This window comes from Actinoallomurus sp. NPDC050550 (genome assembly GCF_040655075.1).
GTDB lineage: Bacteria > Actinomycetota > Actinomycetes > Streptosporangiales > Streptosporangiaceae > Actinoallomurus.
The window spans coordinates 102686-117775 of sequence record NZ_JBFAJC010000032.1; the positions used below are offsets into that span (position 1 = coordinate 102686).

Consider the following 15090-nt stretch of genomic DNA (forward strand, 5'->3'; position numbering starts at 1 on the left):
CGCGGCGGGGCCGCTGATCGCTTTTCTTCCGCGGTCGCGTCTCGGCGAGCGGATCGGGGCGCGGCCAGTCCGTGCTTTCGATCGTGGGGTGTTGTAGTGGCGCGTCTGTTCGGGACCGACGGCGTACGTGGGGTCGCGAATCGCGACCTGACGGCTCACCTCGCGCTCGACCTGTCGGTCGCGGCCGCCCGCGTCCTCGGCGAGGTCGGCGCGTTCGAGGGACATCGGCCCGTCGCGGTGGTCGGCCGGGACCCGCGCGCCTCCGGTGAGTTCCTCGAGGCCGCCGTCGTCGCCGGCCTCGCCTCCGCCGGCGTCGACGTCCTCCGGCTCGGCGTGCTCCCCACCCCCGCCGTGGCGTACCTCACCCAGTCGCTCGGCGCGGACCTCGGCGTCATGCTCTCCGCGTCGCACAACCCCGCGCCCGACAACGGCATCAAGTTCTTCGGGCGCGGCGGGCACAAGCTCCCCGACGACATTGAGGACCAGATCGAGGCTCACCTCGGCCAGGAGTGGGCCGGCCCGACCGGACCCGGCGTGGGGCGGGTCCGCGACGCGCAGGGCGAGGTCGAGAGCTACATCGCCCACCTGCTGTCGACGCTGCCCGGCTCCCTGGACGGCGTGCGCGTCGTCGTCGACTGCGCCCACGGCGCCGCCTCGGGCGTCTCCCCGGAGGCCCTGCGCCGCGCCGGCGCGTCCGTCGTCGCCATCGGCGCCTCGCCCGACGGCCTGAACATCAACGACGGCTACGGCTCCACTCACATGGAGCGGCTGCAGCGCGCGGTGCTCGAGAACGGCGCGGACGCCGGCATCGCCCACGACGGCGACGCCGACCGCTGCCTCGCCGTCACCGCCTCCGGCGAGGCCATCGACGGCGACCAGATCATGGCGATCCTCGCGCTCGAGCTGCGGGACGCCGGCAAGCTGCCCGGTGACACGGTCGTCGCCACGGTCATGTCGAACCTCGGGTTCAAGCTCGGCATGCGCGACCAGGGCCTGAGCGTCGTCGAGACGGCCGTCGGCGACCGCTACGTCCTGGAGGCGATGAAGGCCGGCGGATACGCCTTCGGCGGTGAGCAGTCCGGCCACGTCATCATGCTCGACCACGCCACCACCGGCGACGGCGTGCTCACCGGACTGCACCTCCTGGCCGCCGTCGCCCGCCGGGGCCGCCCGCTCGACGAGCTCGCCAAGGTGATGACCCGGCTGCCGCAGGTGCTCATCAACGTCAAGGGCGTCGACAAGTCCAAGGCGAAGACGTCCCTGGAGCTGGCCGCCGCGGTCGAGGCCGCCGAGACCGAGCTCGGCGACAGCGGACGGGTGCTGATCCGTCCCAGCGGCACCGAGCCGATGGTCCGCGTCATGGTCGAGGCCCCCGAAACGGAGCAGGCCCGCGCCGTCGCCGAGCGCCTCGTCGAGGTCGTCCGAACCGCTCTCTGACCACCGGAGCGACTCCTGGTCCGAGTGCTCCGACCATCGTCATCACTTTACGTAGGTAGCCGATACGTCCAGCGTGGGTGCGGGTAGACGTCGATCATGACGGCCGTGCCGCCGAGCGGCGGTCACGACGAGACGAAGGTCGGGCACCTATGGCATCAGTGGCGCGTGTCACCGAGATCAGCGCCATCTCGGAGAAGAGTTTCGAAGACGCGGTGAAGGTCGGCATCAGCCGGGCGGGAGAGACGCTGCGCAAGCTCCAGTCCGCGTGGATCAAGGAGCAGCAGGTGCAGTTGTCCGAGAGCGGCGAGGTCACCGGTTACAAGGTGAACATGCTGGTCACCTTCGTGCTGGAGTGACCCGGCGAGCCGAGCCGCTCGGCGGACGCCGGGCCGCGCCGTTCAGGCGGTCAGCAGCCCGGCTCCGAGGCTGAGCACGCCCGCGGCGAGGGAGAGCGCTCCTATCCACACCACCCAGATGAACCGGTTGGGTCCCGTGGCGTTCCGTCCCGCCGAGGCGGCGAAGAATCCCGCGGACATGAGGATCGCCGCGACGGGCACGCCCAGCCGGGCCACCCACAGCAGCACGCCGCTCAGGCCGGTGGCGTCCGCGTAGAGCAGGCCGATCAGGCTGAGCAGCACGAGGACCCCGGCGTGCCCGTGGCCGGCGCGCGCGAAGGACTTCTGGAAGTCGGTCATCGGCACCCCGCCACGGGCGATCTTGGTCATGAACCAGCCGCCGATCTCGATGGTGACGATGGTGAGCAGCACGGCACCGGCGATCATCCGCGACTCGGTGCTGAGGGTCAGGGCGTGCATGGCGGTCTCCTAGTGTGTGGGCGCGAGGTCGGCGGAGCCGCCGCGCAGGCGCTGAGTGAGGCGCCGGAGCGCCGTGGCGTCGGCCGATCGGGTCGCCCAGAGTGCGACGGCGATGTAGAGGACCTGCTCGACGATGCGCGGCCACAAGGACGTCGGCTTCTCGCCGTGGAACGGCACGTGGTCGACGGCCGCGTAGATGTTCGCGGGAAGCAGCAGGATGAACAGGGCGACCAGCGCGATCCCGGCGACCTGGCGCGTCGCGGGGATGACGAGCCCGACCGCGCCCAGGAGTTCGAGCACTCCCGTCAGGTACACCATCGCGTCGGCGAACGGCACGAACGGCGGGACCATCCGGACGAGGTCCGCGTGGTTCGGCATTGCGGTGACGCTCGCCGGAACGAAGTGCGCGCTCGCGGTCATGACGAGCATGAGCGCCAGCGCGTGCGCCGCACTGGCCGACCAACCGCCGAACCGGCGTACGCCGAGCGCCCCGAGCAGGCGGAAGCCGAGCAGGCCACCGGCGAGAACGAGGTAGACCATGGTTCTCCGATCACAACGGATAGCGTCACTATCCAATCTTGGATACTGCAACTATCCAATAATGCGGAGAATTCCGCAAGACGCCGGCGCGCGGGGGTCAGTTCCGTGTGCGGGCGGCCGCTCGCTCGGCCACGCGCCGGATCACGCCGGAGCCCGGGGAACCGCCGAAGACGTGCGACAGCGGGTGGACGAGCCGGGCGCCGGGCACGCGCAGCGCACCCATGAACGCGAACCTCGTACCGTCCTCCTCGGCCACTGCCGCCATCCCGCCGAGCAGGAATCGGCTCTGCATCCAGCACCATCCCGGGCGGAGCACGCCGTCGAACCGCGCTCGTTGCCCGAACCGTCCCCGTGCCAGCGCCTCGAACCGGTCCCCGTCCGCCCGGGTGACCCGCATGGTGCGAACATCGGTGAGCAGGCGCGGGAATTCGTGCTCGAGGTCGGCGGCGACCGCCCACACCTCGTCGAACAGCAGAGCCACCACGTCCTCGGCGTACACCGCGTCGAGGACGACCCCTGACATCGGCTGGCAAAGGCGACTTGCCGGGGCGATTGGTCGTCTGCCCGCGGCTCTCTGTGAGTTGCTGTTAACTTACGCGCCATGTCGACCAGCCGTGTGAAGCGGGCGTTGAGGTACCGCTTCTACCCGACGCCCGAGCAGGCCGCCGAGCTTGCCCGGACGTTCGGGTGTGTGCGGAAGGTCTACAACATGGCGCTGACCGCCCGTACCGAGGCGTGGCATGTCCGCGGCGAGCGGATGAACTACAACGTGATGTCCGCGCTGCTGACGGCCTGGAAGAAGACCGAGGAACTGGCCTTTCTGAATGAAGTGTCCTGCGTGCCGTTGCAGCAGGCACTGCGCCACTTGCAGACGGCGTTCACGAACTTCTTCGCCAAGCAGGCGAGGTACCCGCGCTTCAAAGCGAAGAAGAAGTCGCGGAAATCCGCCGAGTATACGCGTAGCGCCTTCCGGTTCCGCGACGGCGAGCTGACCCTGGCCAAGATGACCGAGCCGCTGGCCATCGTCTGGTCGAGGCCATTGCCGGATGGTGTAGAGCCCTCGACCGTGACCGTTTCCCAGGATTCCGCTGGCCGCTGGTACGTATCGGCCCGTGAGCAGCAACCGAACGGCCAACGGCGATAGCGAGCCGGTGCGGGCGGAGTTACCGCCGTCCACCGTCCGAATGCGGGTGGCCCATCTGTCGATCAGGACTGAGGGGGCGGGGTCCTTGGGCCGGGCAGCAGGTCGGCCAGTGCGGTGCGCACGGCGACTCGGCTCACCCCGTGCTCACGCGCGAGCCCCGCGATCGAGGCGCCCTGGTCACGGAACGCCGCCCGTACTTCCTCGAGCTGGTCTCCGGTGAGTGCGGGTGGCCGGCCGCGGTAGCGGCCTTCGGCTTCGGCCGCGGCGATCCCTTCGGCGGTCAGTTCGTTTTGCAGGTCGCGCTGGAACTGCCCGACGGCGGTGATCACGTTGATGATCAGGGCGGTGGTGGCGTCGTCGTCGGCCAGGTCGTGGAAGTTGGACAGCGGCCCGGACAGGACTCGTAGCACGACGCCGCGGGCCTGGCACCAGTCCCGGACGGCGTGGATGTCCATCAGGTCGCGGCAGAGCCGGAACAGCTCTGAGACGGTGAGGGTGTCGCCGGGGTGGGCGGCGGAGGCGACCTTGGCGAACGCGGGACGTTCCAGTGCGGGGATCTTGGAGGTGGTCGCCGGGTCCTCGAACAGCAGCACCCCCTCGGCCGGGTGGAATCCCTCGGCGACTCCTTCGGTCCGGACCAGCAGGCCGGCCTCGGTGAGGATGTGCCGCTGCCGGAGCAGTGACTGGGTCGCGGTGGACGAGCGAGAGTAAACGATCCGCACCGGCGCTCCTCGGTCGTACGGAGCCCCGTTCTATCTGTCGGGAAATCCTGTCGTCAATTAATACCCGGATCGGGCCACCCGGCGGGGTGTTTCATTCCCTGTTGTCCGGTTTTTCTGGCCGTCTCGGTGTGCTTCGCATGGATGTCGTCAAACCTTCTAATAACGACAGGCGGGGCCAGATTCCTGGACATCTGTGGCCCCGCCGCGTCTGTGCCAGCGGGCGGCGCTGGCGTCTCCACGCCACGAGGGGAATCGCACACCCAGCTCAGCGCGGCGCAGTTGGAGCGAGTGGGTGCGGTCGGCGACCAGTGTCAGGGTCAGTCCTGCTTCAGGATGCGGAAGTGGTGGGCCACCGTCGATTTGGTGACTCGACTGCCTACCCCGAGCCGAGTTGCAGCGTTGTGTTAACTCCTGTTGCTGGTCGTAACTGCGTTATTGACTGGGCAGTTGCCCTCGCTACGGCCACACGCGGCGAAGTCACAGAGGCGGCACAGCCAAGGCTGTGGACGGTCGTTGGTGGGGGCGGAGCGTTCCTCAATGCTGGCGAGGGTCACCGTGGTCAACATCGTGTCCAGCGCTGCCGCAAGATTGTCGATCTCGTCCGTGGACAACGCGGACAGCGCGCTCGCCAGTGACTTCTCGCGCGTTTGAAGTATCCGTGCGGCCGTCCGCCGGCCACGTTGGGTCAGGACAACGCAGACAGCCCGTCCATCCTGTGCTCCGACGCGGTCGACGAGGCCTTTGGCGACGAGACGGTCGACGAGACGGACGGTGCCCGAGTGGGTCAGGCCGAGCACGGAGCTCAGCTGCGTTACCGATCCGCCGTCGAGGAACTCGTGCATCGCGACGAGTGCGGCCGGGGCCGACGGGCCGAGCGTCGCAATCGCTTCGACGGCGGTGTTCATCCGGTCGGCGACTACGAGGCTCAAGGCACCGAGGACGTTGGCTGCGTGCTGGCGGCTTGACTTGGTTCGCGACATGGCCCTAGCTTATATGTATGAGTCACACACAATCTACAAGAGGACGCGGCGAATCGACGGCGGAGCTGTCGATGGTCAATATCGACAGCTCTGACCCAGCCGGACTGGCGCGGTTCTACGCGGCCGCGCTGGGTTGGGAGGTCACCTACAGCGACGACAGCTACGGGATGGTCGAAGGCAACGGCATCAGGATCGGCTTCGGCAAGGTCGAGGGATTCCAGCCCGTGCAGTGGCCCGACGCGGCCGGCGCCAAACGCTTCCACCTCGACCTGCAGGTCGACGACCTCGACGAGGCGGCCGAGAGCCCGTGCGCGATCGGAGCCAGTCAACCTGACTTCCAACCCGGCGCCGGGCGCTGGCGGGTGCTGCTCGATCCCGACGGCCAACCGTTCTGCCTGAGTCCCCGTCCTGCTGCCACGCCGTAGCGTCGCGCCGTGTCCGATCTCACGGAGCTTCTCGTCCAGGACGCCGAGGCGTGGCACGTTTGGCTGGACAGCCACCATGCCGACCACCCTGGGGTCTGGCTGGTGCTTCACAAGAAGGGCGGACAGACGACGGCCCTGACCTACGCGGAAGCGCTCGACGAAGCGCTGTGCTTCGGCTGGATCGACGGACAGATCGCTCGACGCGACGACGACAGCTATCGCCAGCGCTTCACGCCCCGTCGGCCGAACAGCCCTTGGTCCGCGCGCAACGTCGAGCACGTCGCCCGCCTCGCCCAGGCCGGACGGATGCGGCCGGCCGGAGTCGCGGCCGTCGATGCGGCCAAGGCGCAAGGACGGTGGCAAGCGGCCTACCGCGGGCAGGCCGACATGAAGACCCCGCCCGATCTAGCTCAGGCGCTGGCGGCCAATCCCGCCGCGGCCGCGACCTTCGACCAACTGGACGCAGCCAACCGCTACGCCATCGTCTACCGACTCAACGCCGTCAAGCGCGCGACGACCCGGGACCGCAAGCTGGCCGAGTACGTCGACATGCTCGCCCGCGGCGAATCCCTCCATCCCCGCAAGCCCCGGACCGACCGTCGGTGACTGTTGGGGTCGCGCCCAACGCCGAAGGCGCATCGTGACCGATGGTCGTTGATGCCTGCCGACATGACCGAAAACTCCTCGACCGAAAAGCCCATTACGACGACGATGACCTCCGCCAAGGTGCGTTAGATGACGGGCCCGGATGGGCGCACGTAACCGACGAAGGGCAAGGACCCATGGAAGCACGCATGAAGAGCGTGGCGAATCCCGACGTGATCACAGGCATCACGCATCTCCACAAGGCGATCCACGCCGGTGGCGTCGACCCGCTCGTGCTCGAGCTGGTCCATCTGCGGGCCAGCCAGATCAACGGCTGCAGCCCGTGTGTGTTCGCCGGCGTCCAGTCGGCGAAGAAGCATGGAGAGACCGACGAGCGGCTGCACAACGTGGTCACCTGGCGCGAAACCCCGTTCTTCACCGAGGAGGAGCGGGCAGCGCTCGCGCTGACCGAGGCCGCCACCCGGATCCAAGACGGCGCGCCGGGCGTGACCGACGAGATCTGGGACGCTGCTGCCACCCACTTCGACGAGAACCAGATGTCCGCGATCATCCTGAACATCGCAATCACCAACTTCTTCAACCGGATCAACCACACGATCCGGGAGCAGGCCGGCAAGACCTGGTGAAGGCGGGCGGGCGTCATCCGTCCAAAGGCCGCGGTGACGACGTAGCGAAGGACGTGATCGGCCAGCTCCACCGCTGACCGATCCAGCGCCACTTCCGGCAGGCCCCCGTCCTGGGCTCCCACCTTCGGCCGGGGGGTTCTGCATGTTGACGTCTGTTGCCGCACTTGAGGCAACAGGGAAGTCGTATGCAACCATGCCCCCGCTCAAAGAGGAGGGCTACCTGCGGAAACAGCTCAGATGGCGGCCGGTGGGAGCTCCCTTACTAACAGGCCGCTTCCTGAGATGAGCGCGGCGCGATCCCCGCGTAGGTGATCCACCGGCCTGGCGGCTGGGGACACGCTGGGGAGCGGAGGATCAGCCGGATCAGGAACCAAGTCGCTGGGCTCGCGCCTGCGGGCTCTCCTCCACCATGAGCCGGGGAAGTCCCGGAGGCAATCCGGCGGGGGGTGCCGTCTCATAGCGCCACACCGGGCCGCCGTCGTCGCCGGCGGCAGCACAGATGAACAACGCGTGAGCCTCATGATCCCGGGCACCGGCGAGGGCCTTGGCGAGATTACCGACCGCCTCCTCCGCGGTGACGCTGCCTTGCACCCTGGCCAGCTGCCACAGCCGCAGCGGCTTCTCGGGGGGCGCGTCCTTGGGCTGAGCGCATACCCAGACCTCGCCAGCCCCCGTCTGTGGCCCGATCTCGCACGCCTGAACCGAGGCGATCGCGTCGGCAGGCACCACCCATTGATCGTCTCCACGTACCCACACACGTGCAGCGTCCGTCATAACCCGACGATAGGCCGCCGCAGTTGGTCGGAGCAGCCCCTAACCCGAGATCATCCTCATGCGGGTTGGGGGGTTGGAGCCTGGCGTGGCCTGTCGCGGGAGTCTCATTCCTCGTCGTCGTCGGGTGCGTCGGGGTCGCGCAGGTCGCGGATGGCGCCGGGGGCCAGGTCCGGCAGGAGGAAGTTGTAGGCGCCGTGCACGCCGAGGTGCTTGCGCACGAACGGGCTGAGTCGGGCCATGTCCTCGTCTCGGACCGGGTACCCGTGGGCCTTGAGCTGGCGGACGGCGGCGTCAAGGTAGACAGTCGTCCATAGAACCACGCAGTTCAGAACAAGTCCGAGGACGCCGAGCTGGTTTTCAAGGCCCCGTTCGTAGCGGTGGTACAGCTCGCCCTTGCGGCCGTGGCAGATCTTGCGGGCCAGGTCGTGGCGGCCTTCTTGCAGGTTGCGGATGTGCTTGATGTCGCGCCGGTAGGTCTCGTCGGTGTCGATGAAGGCCAGGATGTGCAAGGACTTGAAGATGCGGCCGTAGGCGGCGATGGCCTCCCCCAGCGCGGTGGGGTGGCCGTCGCGCTGCAGCATGGTGACCACGTCGTAGGCGCGGACCTCGCCGGTGTAAATGGAGGCGACCACGCGCAGAATGTCGCCCCAGTGCTTGCGGATCTTCCGCAGATCGATCTTCCCCCGGGCGAAGGTGTTCAGCGGCCCGTAGTCGGCGCCGGCGCTGATCCGCCAGCCCTTCTGGTCGGGCAGGTCCGCCAGCGCGGGCCGGTAGGAGATCCCCAGCAGTTCCAGCAGCCCAAAGACCAGGTCACTGTAAGACCCGGTGTCCGAAACGACGATCTCGGGGAGATCGCCGCCGTCCAGGCCGAAGATGACGTCGACCATGTGCAGGGAGTCCCGGATCGTCCCGGACACGATCTTCGCACCCAGCCCGATCCCTTGATCATTCATGGCGTTGAGCCAGGTCATGCCGCGACTGGATCCGAAGAACTTGCGGTTGGGCCGGGCGAACGCGGCCGGGACGGGGACCACGAACCGCATCCCGTCGACCGCGGCGACCATCCCGCCGCCCCACGCGCGGGCCAACGCGAGCCCGGCCTGGCGGGCGACCAGCGGCGCGTTCGCCGGGGCGAGGGTCTCGGGCCGGAAGTAGTTCTGGAACACGTGCGATAGCCGTGACCGTTCGAGCGCGGGCACGCCCTGCTTGGCGATCGGCCGGTAGCCGACGTTCATGGAGTGCGCGGCCAGGCACGCGGCGATCGAGATCGGCAGATCCTCCAGCCGGGACCGGCCGCCCGACACGGCGGTGAACGCCTCCACCAGGGACGGCTCCCACGACATCACCTCGAGGATCACCTCGGGCAGGTCCACCCGCGGCAGCATCGCGGTGGTGCGGGCGCGCAGGTCGACCAGCGACGGCGGTTCCTCGATCGCTTTGACCCCGGTCAGGTGGATCTTGCCGTCGTCGTCGATGCGGACCTCGGTGTTGACCGCCAGGCGCCCGCCCACCTGCCGGTAGGCGGCATCCAAGGTCCGGGTGTGGTCGGCCAGCAGCGCGTCCGGGTTTTCCGGCAGGCCGAGCGCGGTCAGCACGTCGGGCCGTACCTGCGCCCACCGGTCGCCTTCCAGCAGTTGGGCCTGGGGGTTGCGCCACCGGGTGGAGGCGTCGGCGTAGATCTCCCGCCGTTTCAGGTGGCGGTAGAACTGCTCCAGGACGCAGAAGGTGTAGGCGTGCCGGTTCACCGCACCGCCCTTGTGCTCGGGGTGGCCGAACACCAGGCGCTTCCACGTGCCGTTCACCACCTGCGCCTCGATCATGCGGCGTGGGATGAGCGGCGCGGGCAGCCGGCTGCGGTAGGCCAGCACGTCCGGCAGCATCCGCATCGCCCCAAGGACCGCGGCGCCCTCGGCGTTCGCGCCGAACTCGATCACCTTCGGCAGCAGCTTCAAAAACCCCGACACCGTGGTGTACCGGCCGACCAGCTCGCTCCGCCAGTCGTCGGGGTCGGCCGCATCCGCCGGCGGCACGCTGGAGTTCACCGTGGCCAGCGCCGCCCGAAGCTCCGCGCGGGACACGATCGCCTCGATCGCCTCCCACACCTCCGCCACCCGCGGCTCCTCGTCCTGACCGCCCCAGGAATCGGAGTCGAACAGCGCCTCCACCGCCACCGCCAGCCTGGCCGAAGCCTTGGCGAGCCTGGGATGCGCGCGGATCTTCTCCTTGTTCGCCGCAGTCTGCGCCTTGTTCAACAGTTCGGTGGCCATCAGCAGGTCGAGCAGTTCGAGGGTGTCGTCGACCGACTTGGCCTCCAGGTGCCGGACCGTGGCCAGCAGCGTCGCCAGCCGCCGGCCGTCTGGATGGCGGCGGATCTGTGAGGCGTCCGCCCGCATCCCGTACTTGGCCAGGTCCGCCAGCCGGCGCGGCGGCACCAGCGCCTCGGCGCCCAGCTCGGCCGTTCCCAGGCCCATCACCTCGGCGACCTGATCCAGCGCCTTGATCATCGTCGGGCCGGATCCGCGTGGCGCCGGGCCCTTGCGCCACCGCTCAAGGTCGGACACCCGCGAGCCCGGCGGCACTTCCAGCAGCTGGTCCAGCACATGCCGCTGGCCCACGGTCAGCAGCCCCTCCAGCACCCCCCACAGGCGCTTGGTCACCTCGTCGCGGACCTGGGCGACCAGCCGCGCCAGCGTCGTCACCCCGGGCAGCAGCACACTCCGCTTCCGCAGCCAGGCCACCGCGTCGAAGAAGATCGCCTTCGGGCCGTCCCCCGACGTCCACGATCTGGCCGCCACCCACGCCCGCAGCTCGTCCTCGATCGCCGAGAACTCCTCCAGCCCGTACACCCGCCGGATCTCCCACTGGTGATCCAGCTTCGTCTTGGCCCGCTCGGTGTAACGCTTCACCTGCGACGGATCAGTGATCCCCAGCTGCTCGGACACGAAGTCCAGCACCGCCACCGGCACATCCAAGGGGTCCTCCAGGAACACCCCGAGCCAGCGCACGGTCACCAGTTGCAGGCCGAACCCGAGTTTCATGTGCTCGCCGCGGCGGCGGTCGATCAGCGCGCGGTCCTCGTCATCGAGGAAGAACACCCGCTCCAGGTCCGCCTGCGACGGAGCCCCGGCGTACCGCCCGTACGCGGCCTCTTCATCATCAGTCAGGAACTCAACCGGCATGCCCCGCAACGTAGGGCGGACCACCACACAAGCGACTCAGAGTCACCCAACCGTTACAAGATCGAACCATCGGCGACACGACCCACATCGGACCGGTGGACGGCGGTAACTCCGCCCGAACCGGCTCGCTATCGCCGTTGGCCGTTCGGTTGCTGCTCACGGGCCGTATCCCTATTGGTGGAAGACCCGGCTGTCACTCCGCTGCCAGCGACCGACTCAGCGGTCGGCGTGGACGCGGGTCTAGATCGCCTGCTCACCGTGTCCACGGGAGAGAAGATCATCAACCCCCGCCACGAGCGCAAAGACCGCAAGCGCTTGGCCCGCGCGCAGCGGGAACTATCCCGCAAGGCGAAGGGCTCGGCGAATCGGGAAAAGGCGCGACGGAAGGTGGCCCGCGTCCACGCGCGGATCGCCGACCGGCGCCGGGACTTTTTGCACAAGCTGACGACTCGGCTCGTTCGTGAAAACCAAACGATCGTGATCGAGGACCTGTGCGTGGGGAACATGTTGAAGAACCGCAGCCTGTCCCGGGCGATCTCCGATGCCGCATGGCGCGAGTTCCGTAGCATGCTGGAGTACAAAGCCCGCTGGTACGGCAGGCAAGTGATCGTGGTGGACCGCTGGTTCCCCTCGTCGAAGCTGTGCTCGGCCTGTGGCACCCTACAAATGGCGATGCCGCTCGGGGTCCGGGAGTGGACGTGTGCGTGCGGTATCACCCATGACCGCGATGTGAACGCGGCGAAGAACCTTTTGGCCGCCGGGCTGGCGGTGTCGGCCTGTGGAGCCGGTGTAAGACCTCGGATGGGATCCCTCCTGGCCGAGGCAGTCGGCGCTGAAGCAGGAAGCCCTTCGGTGCGAACCGTAGGAGTCCCCCTCGAAGGGGAGGAAGCCCACGCCATGCCTTCCGGAGTCGGCGGCGGCGAAAGCATACGCATTCTCGGCCCTACGGCCGTGGGGTGATGGGTCGCCTTTCATCCCTATAAGGACCCGAACCACCTGAACTTCCCTGTCGATTCCTGGTTTGCTCGCGGGCCTGGTCGGAATCCGTTACTCGGTGCCGGCGATGGACAGGGTGCGGAGCTTCCAGCCGGCGTACGCGACGCCGGCGACGGTCACGACGATCAGCAGCGGCACGGCGGTGGACGAATGGACGTCGGCCTTGACCGCGGTCGCGTTGGTGATCATGTCCGTGACGCTGATGCCCCACTGGCGGATCGACAGCGTCTTGGCGCCGGAGGCGTACCGCGCGATGAGGTTCTCCCAGACCAGGGCGTAGATCAGCCCGATGGTCACCGCGAACCGGCTCAGCACCGCGATGGCGATGAACAGCGCGCAGTACGCGATGCCCGCGACCAGCGCCCCGATCGCGAACCCCGTCGCCAGCCCGGCCGTGAGACCGGTCATGATGACGCCCGAGATGAAGATCGGCACGACGCCGAACACGACGACGAGAACGACCGCGACGGCGTACTTCGTGGTGGAGATGACCGGGCGCGCGATCGGCTTGGTCATGATGTACATGATCTGGCCGTCGTCGATCTCCGGCCCGATCACCCCGGTGCCCGCGAGCAGTGCGAGCAGCGGCAGCAGCGCCCCGAGCCCGAACTGCGTCAGCAGCATCGTGGCGTTGTCGAGGTCGCTGTGGCCGCTGAGCCGCAGCCCGATGCTGAGGAACAGGAGCAGCGCGGGCAGGGCGAACAGCAGCAGCACCCGCCGCCGGCTCAGCATCGCGCGGAACGTGATCGAAGCGATGACAGTGTTCATTGCGCGCTCACCAGGCTCCTCATTCGCTCCGCGTCCGGCCTTCGTCGTGCCGGAGGCGCGCCAAAGAGCGGCGTTCGGCCGGGCACTCCGCTCACTGCGTCGGGTTCGCTCGGGTTCATGACGCCACCAGGTACGAGAAGACGCTTTCGAGGGACTCGTCGGCGGGGGAGACCTCCCACAGCCGGATGTCGGTCTGCCGGGCCAGCTGCGGCAGCAGCAGGGAGAACCGGCGGAAGTCGACGGCCTCGACCTCGAGCCCTCCGGAGGTCAGCTCGACGCCCCGCGTCGACGGGTCGGCGATGAGCGCGGCGGCAAGGCGGCGGTCGTCGCTGGACCGGACGACGAACATGTGCGGGCGGTCGGTCATCAGCCGCCGGATGGCGCGGAAGTCGCCGGAGGCGGCGTGCCGCCCGGCGACGACGACCTCGATGTGGTGCGCGAGCCGCTCGACCTCTTCGAGGATGTGTGAGCTGAACAGCACCGTACGGCCCTCGGCGGCCATCTTCCGGATGAGGTCCATGAGGTGCAGCCGCTGCCGGGGGTCCATCCCGTTGAACGGCTCGTCGAGCAGCAGCACCGGCGGGTCGTGGACGAGCGCGGAGGCCATCTTGATGCGCTGCTTCATGCCCTTGGAGTAGGTGCCGATGGCCCGGCCGGCGGGCTCGACCATCTCCACCATCCCGAGGGCGCGTTCGGCGGCGGCATCGGGGTTGGGCAGGCGGTGCAGCTTGGCCATCGCGCGGACGAACTGGCGGCCGGTGAGGAAGTCGTACGAGGTCTCCCGCTCGGGCACCAGGCCGATCTGTCGGTACACCGAGGGGTTCTTCCAGATCCGCTGACCGTCGACGGTCACCTGTCCGCTGGAGGGGGCGAGGAAGCCGCCCATCATGTGGATCAGCGTGGACTTGCCGGCGCCGTTCGGCCCGAGCAGGCCGGTGACGCCCGGTCCGATCGTCATGGTGACGCCGTTGATCGCGACGACGTTGCCGTACCACCGGGACACGTCCCGGATCTCCAGGACGGTCATCGGGAACCCGCCTTCCGGAACCGCAGGTAGAGGATCGCGACGCAGCCGGCGACGAGGGCCGCGCACACCAGGGTGAACACCGGCCCGCCGAGGCCCGAGGGCGGTGGCTCGGGCGCCGACTGCTTCGCGTGGAGCGCCCACACCTGCACGCCGTCGACGAGGTTGAACGGCGCGAACATCCCGGCCCACTGGGCGAGCGTGAACTGCGTCTGGTTCTCGGCGATGCCCTGGACGGCGGCGACCGCCGTCGTGCTGAGCAGGTAGACCGCCATGACGGCGGTCACGCCGAACCCGCGGCGCGGCGTGAACGCGGCCACGACGAGACCGAGGCCGGCGAGCACCAGCGCGAAGATCAGGCAGCCCGCGAGGCCGCCGAGCCAGTGCAGGGTGTGCGTGCCGAGGTGCTTCTGCTTGGTGACGAGCGCGCCGACGTACAGCAGAGTCACGGGTGTGGCCAGCAGGATGAACAGCGCGGTCGTGAAGGCGGTGAACTTGGCCAGCACGTAGTCGAGGCGGCTCAACGGGCGAGAGAAGTACAGCGGCGTCACGTGGAACCGCAGCTCGCGGGAGGCGAGCACCGGCGCCTGCGCCGCCAGGAAGATCGCGATGAGGGGCTGCAGGTAGATGGCGTAGGCCGAGTAGCGGATGAGGTTGATGTCGCGCCCGGCCCCGACCTGGGCGGCGATCGCCGTGATCGCCACGCTGATCGCGGCGGGCATCAGCATGATCGCGAAGAGCAGGAACGGCATGATCTTCGCCTTGACCGGCCGCCCCAGCCCGAACGCCGCGCGCAGGTTGTACGTGAACAGCGACCGGACGGCGTACGCCCGGCCGAGGCGTCTGCCGTCGTAGTGCCGGTACCCGATGTCATGGATAACGCTCGTCACCGAGACCTCCGGAGGTCGCCCCGGCGAAGCCGGGACCGTCCGAGCCCGAAATGCGGTGGTACGCCCGGGCGCCTTTTACAACACTTTGCGTGTTCGGTAAGTTGCGCTACGTGAGGACGGCATATAAGTGCCGGGCATACCCCGACCCCGAGCAAGCGGCCATG

General features: G+C 68.6%; 15 protein-coding genes and 2 pseudogenes. 7 read left to right on the forward strand and 10 right to left on the reverse strand.

All coding sequences use genetic code 11. The annotated features are described in order from the left end of the window. Nucleotides 1-96: 96 nt before the first annotated feature. A complete protein-coding gene (gene glmM / locus AB0I04_RS35085) occupies nucleotides 97-1437 on the forward strand; it encodes a phosphoglucosamine mutase (RefSeq protein ID WP_360894486.1) in 1341 nt (446 codons plus the stop codon). Between the two features lie 149 nt (nucleotides 1438-1586). Next, nucleotides 1587-1793, forward strand: coding sequence for a dodecin family protein (locus AB0I04_RS35090; protein WP_360894489.1), 207 nt, complete (start codon nucleotides 1587-1589; stop codon nucleotides 1791-1793). Nucleotides 1794-1835: 42 nt separating this feature from the next. Here AB0I04_RS35090 and AB0I04_RS35095 read toward each other — a convergent pair whose 3' ends face one another. The 3 genes from AB0I04_RS35095 to AB0I04_RS35105 form a co-directional block, all read right to left on the reverse strand. Then, on the reverse strand, nucleotides 1836-2252 hold the full coding sequence (locus AB0I04_RS35095) for a hypothetical protein (RefSeq protein ID WP_360894492.1): 417 nt from the start codon (nucleotides 2250-2252) through the stop codon (nucleotides 1836-1838). 9 nt (nucleotides 2253-2261) lie between these two features. Next, the gene (locus AB0I04_RS35100) at nucleotides 2262-2792 is read right to left on the reverse strand and encodes a hypothetical protein (RefSeq protein WP_360894495.1); all 531 of its coding nucleotides are present in this window, start codon (nucleotides 2790-2792) and stop codon (nucleotides 2262-2264) included. Between the two features lie 97 nt (nucleotides 2793-2889). After that, on the reverse strand, nucleotides 2890-3315 hold the full coding sequence (locus AB0I04_RS35105) for a hypothetical protein (protein ID WP_360894498.1): 426 nt from the start codon (nucleotides 3313-3315) through the stop codon (nucleotides 2890-2892). 78 nt (nucleotides 3316-3393) lie between these two features. Between AB0I04_RS35105 and AB0I04_RS35110 the strand changes: the two are divergent. Further along, a pseudogene (locus tag AB0I04_RS35110) lies at nucleotides 3394-3900 on the forward strand (transposase); the annotation flags it as partial. Between the two features lie 98 nt (nucleotides 3901-3998). Here AB0I04_RS35110 and AB0I04_RS35115 read toward each other — a convergent pair. Both AB0I04_RS35115 and AB0I04_RS35120 read right to left on the reverse strand, forming a co-directional pair. Continuing rightward, on the reverse strand, nucleotides 3999-4658 hold the full coding sequence (locus tag AB0I04_RS35115; RefSeq protein WP_360894501.1) for a recombinase family protein: 660 nt from the start codon (nucleotides 4656-4658) through the stop codon (nucleotides 3999-4001). 404 nt (nucleotides 4659-5062) lie between these two features. Next, a complete protein-coding gene (locus AB0I04_RS35120) occupies nucleotides 5063-5638 on the reverse strand; it encodes a MarR family transcriptional regulator (RefSeq protein WP_360894504.1) in 576 nt (191 codons plus the stop codon). Nucleotides 5639-5709: 71 nt separating this feature from the next. On the opposite strand from AB0I04_RS35120, the gene AB0I04_RS35125 reads away from it, so the two are divergent. The 3 genes from AB0I04_RS35125 to AB0I04_RS35135 are packed head-to-tail and all read left to right on the forward strand — an operon-like array spanning nucleotide 5710 to nucleotide 7295. After that, nucleotides 5710-6063, forward strand: a complete 354-nt coding sequence (locus tag AB0I04_RS35125; protein ID WP_360894507.1) for a VOC family protein — start codon at nucleotides 5710-5712, stop codon at nucleotides 6061-6063. Nucleotides 6064-6072: 9 nt separating this feature from the next. Further along, nucleotides 6073-6669: a YdeI/OmpD-associated family protein gene (locus tag AB0I04_RS35130; protein WP_360894510.1), complete on the forward strand. Its 597-nt coding sequence runs from the start codon at nucleotides 6073-6075 to the stop codon at nucleotides 6667-6669. Between the two features lie 41 nt (nucleotides 6670-6710). After that, the gene (locus tag AB0I04_RS35135; RefSeq protein ID WP_360894513.1) at nucleotides 6711-7295 is read left to right on the forward strand and encodes a carboxymuconolactone decarboxylase family protein; all 585 of its coding nucleotides are present in this window, start codon (nucleotides 6711-6713) and stop codon (nucleotides 7293-7295) included. 363 nt (nucleotides 7296-7658) lie between these two features. Here the strand turns inward: AB0I04_RS35135 and AB0I04_RS35140 are convergent, their stop codons facing one another. Together AB0I04_RS35140 and AB0I04_RS35145 are read right to left on the reverse strand one after the other, a co-directional pair. Beyond that, nucleotides 7659-8024 (reverse strand): hypothetical protein, encoded by a 366-nt coding sequence (locus AB0I04_RS35140; protein WP_360894516.1) that lies wholly within the window; start codon nucleotides 8022-8024, stop codon nucleotides 7659-7661. Between the two features lie 149 nt (nucleotides 8025-8173). After that, nucleotides 8174-11248, reverse strand: a complete 3075-nt coding sequence (locus AB0I04_RS35145; RefSeq protein ID WP_360894518.1) for a Tn3 family transposase — start codon at nucleotides 11246-11248, stop codon at nucleotides 8174-8176. Nucleotides 11249-11413: 165 nt separating this feature from the next. On the opposite strand from AB0I04_RS35145, the pseudogene AB0I04_RS35150 reads away from it, so the two are divergent. Then, nucleotides 11414-12049 (forward strand): annotated as a pseudogene (locus AB0I04_RS35150) (RNA-guided endonuclease TnpB family protein); the annotation flags it as partial. A 246-nt stretch (nucleotides 12050-12295) separates the two neighbouring features. Here AB0I04_RS35150 and AB0I04_RS35155 read toward each other — a convergent pair. From AB0I04_RS35155 to AB0I04_RS35165, 3 genes are all read right to left on the reverse strand, one after another. Further along, the gene (locus AB0I04_RS35155) at nucleotides 12296-13012 is read right to left on the reverse strand and encodes an ABC transporter permease (protein WP_360894521.1); all 717 of its coding nucleotides are present in this window, start codon (nucleotides 13010-13012) and stop codon (nucleotides 12296-12298) included. A gap of 115 nt (nucleotides 13013-13127) precedes the next feature. After that, nucleotides 13128-14039 (reverse strand): ABC transporter ATP-binding protein, encoded by a 912-nt coding sequence (locus AB0I04_RS35160; RefSeq protein ID WP_360894524.1) that lies wholly within the window; start codon nucleotides 14037-14039, stop codon nucleotides 13128-13130. Then, nucleotides 14036-14926, reverse strand: a complete 891-nt coding sequence (locus tag AB0I04_RS35165) for an ABC transporter permease (protein ID WP_360894525.1) — start codon at nucleotides 14924-14926, stop codon at nucleotides 14036-14038. The genes AB0I04_RS35160 and AB0I04_RS35165 overlap by 4 nt, the downstream gene beginning before the upstream one ends. Nucleotides 14927-15090: the final 164 nt, after the last annotated feature.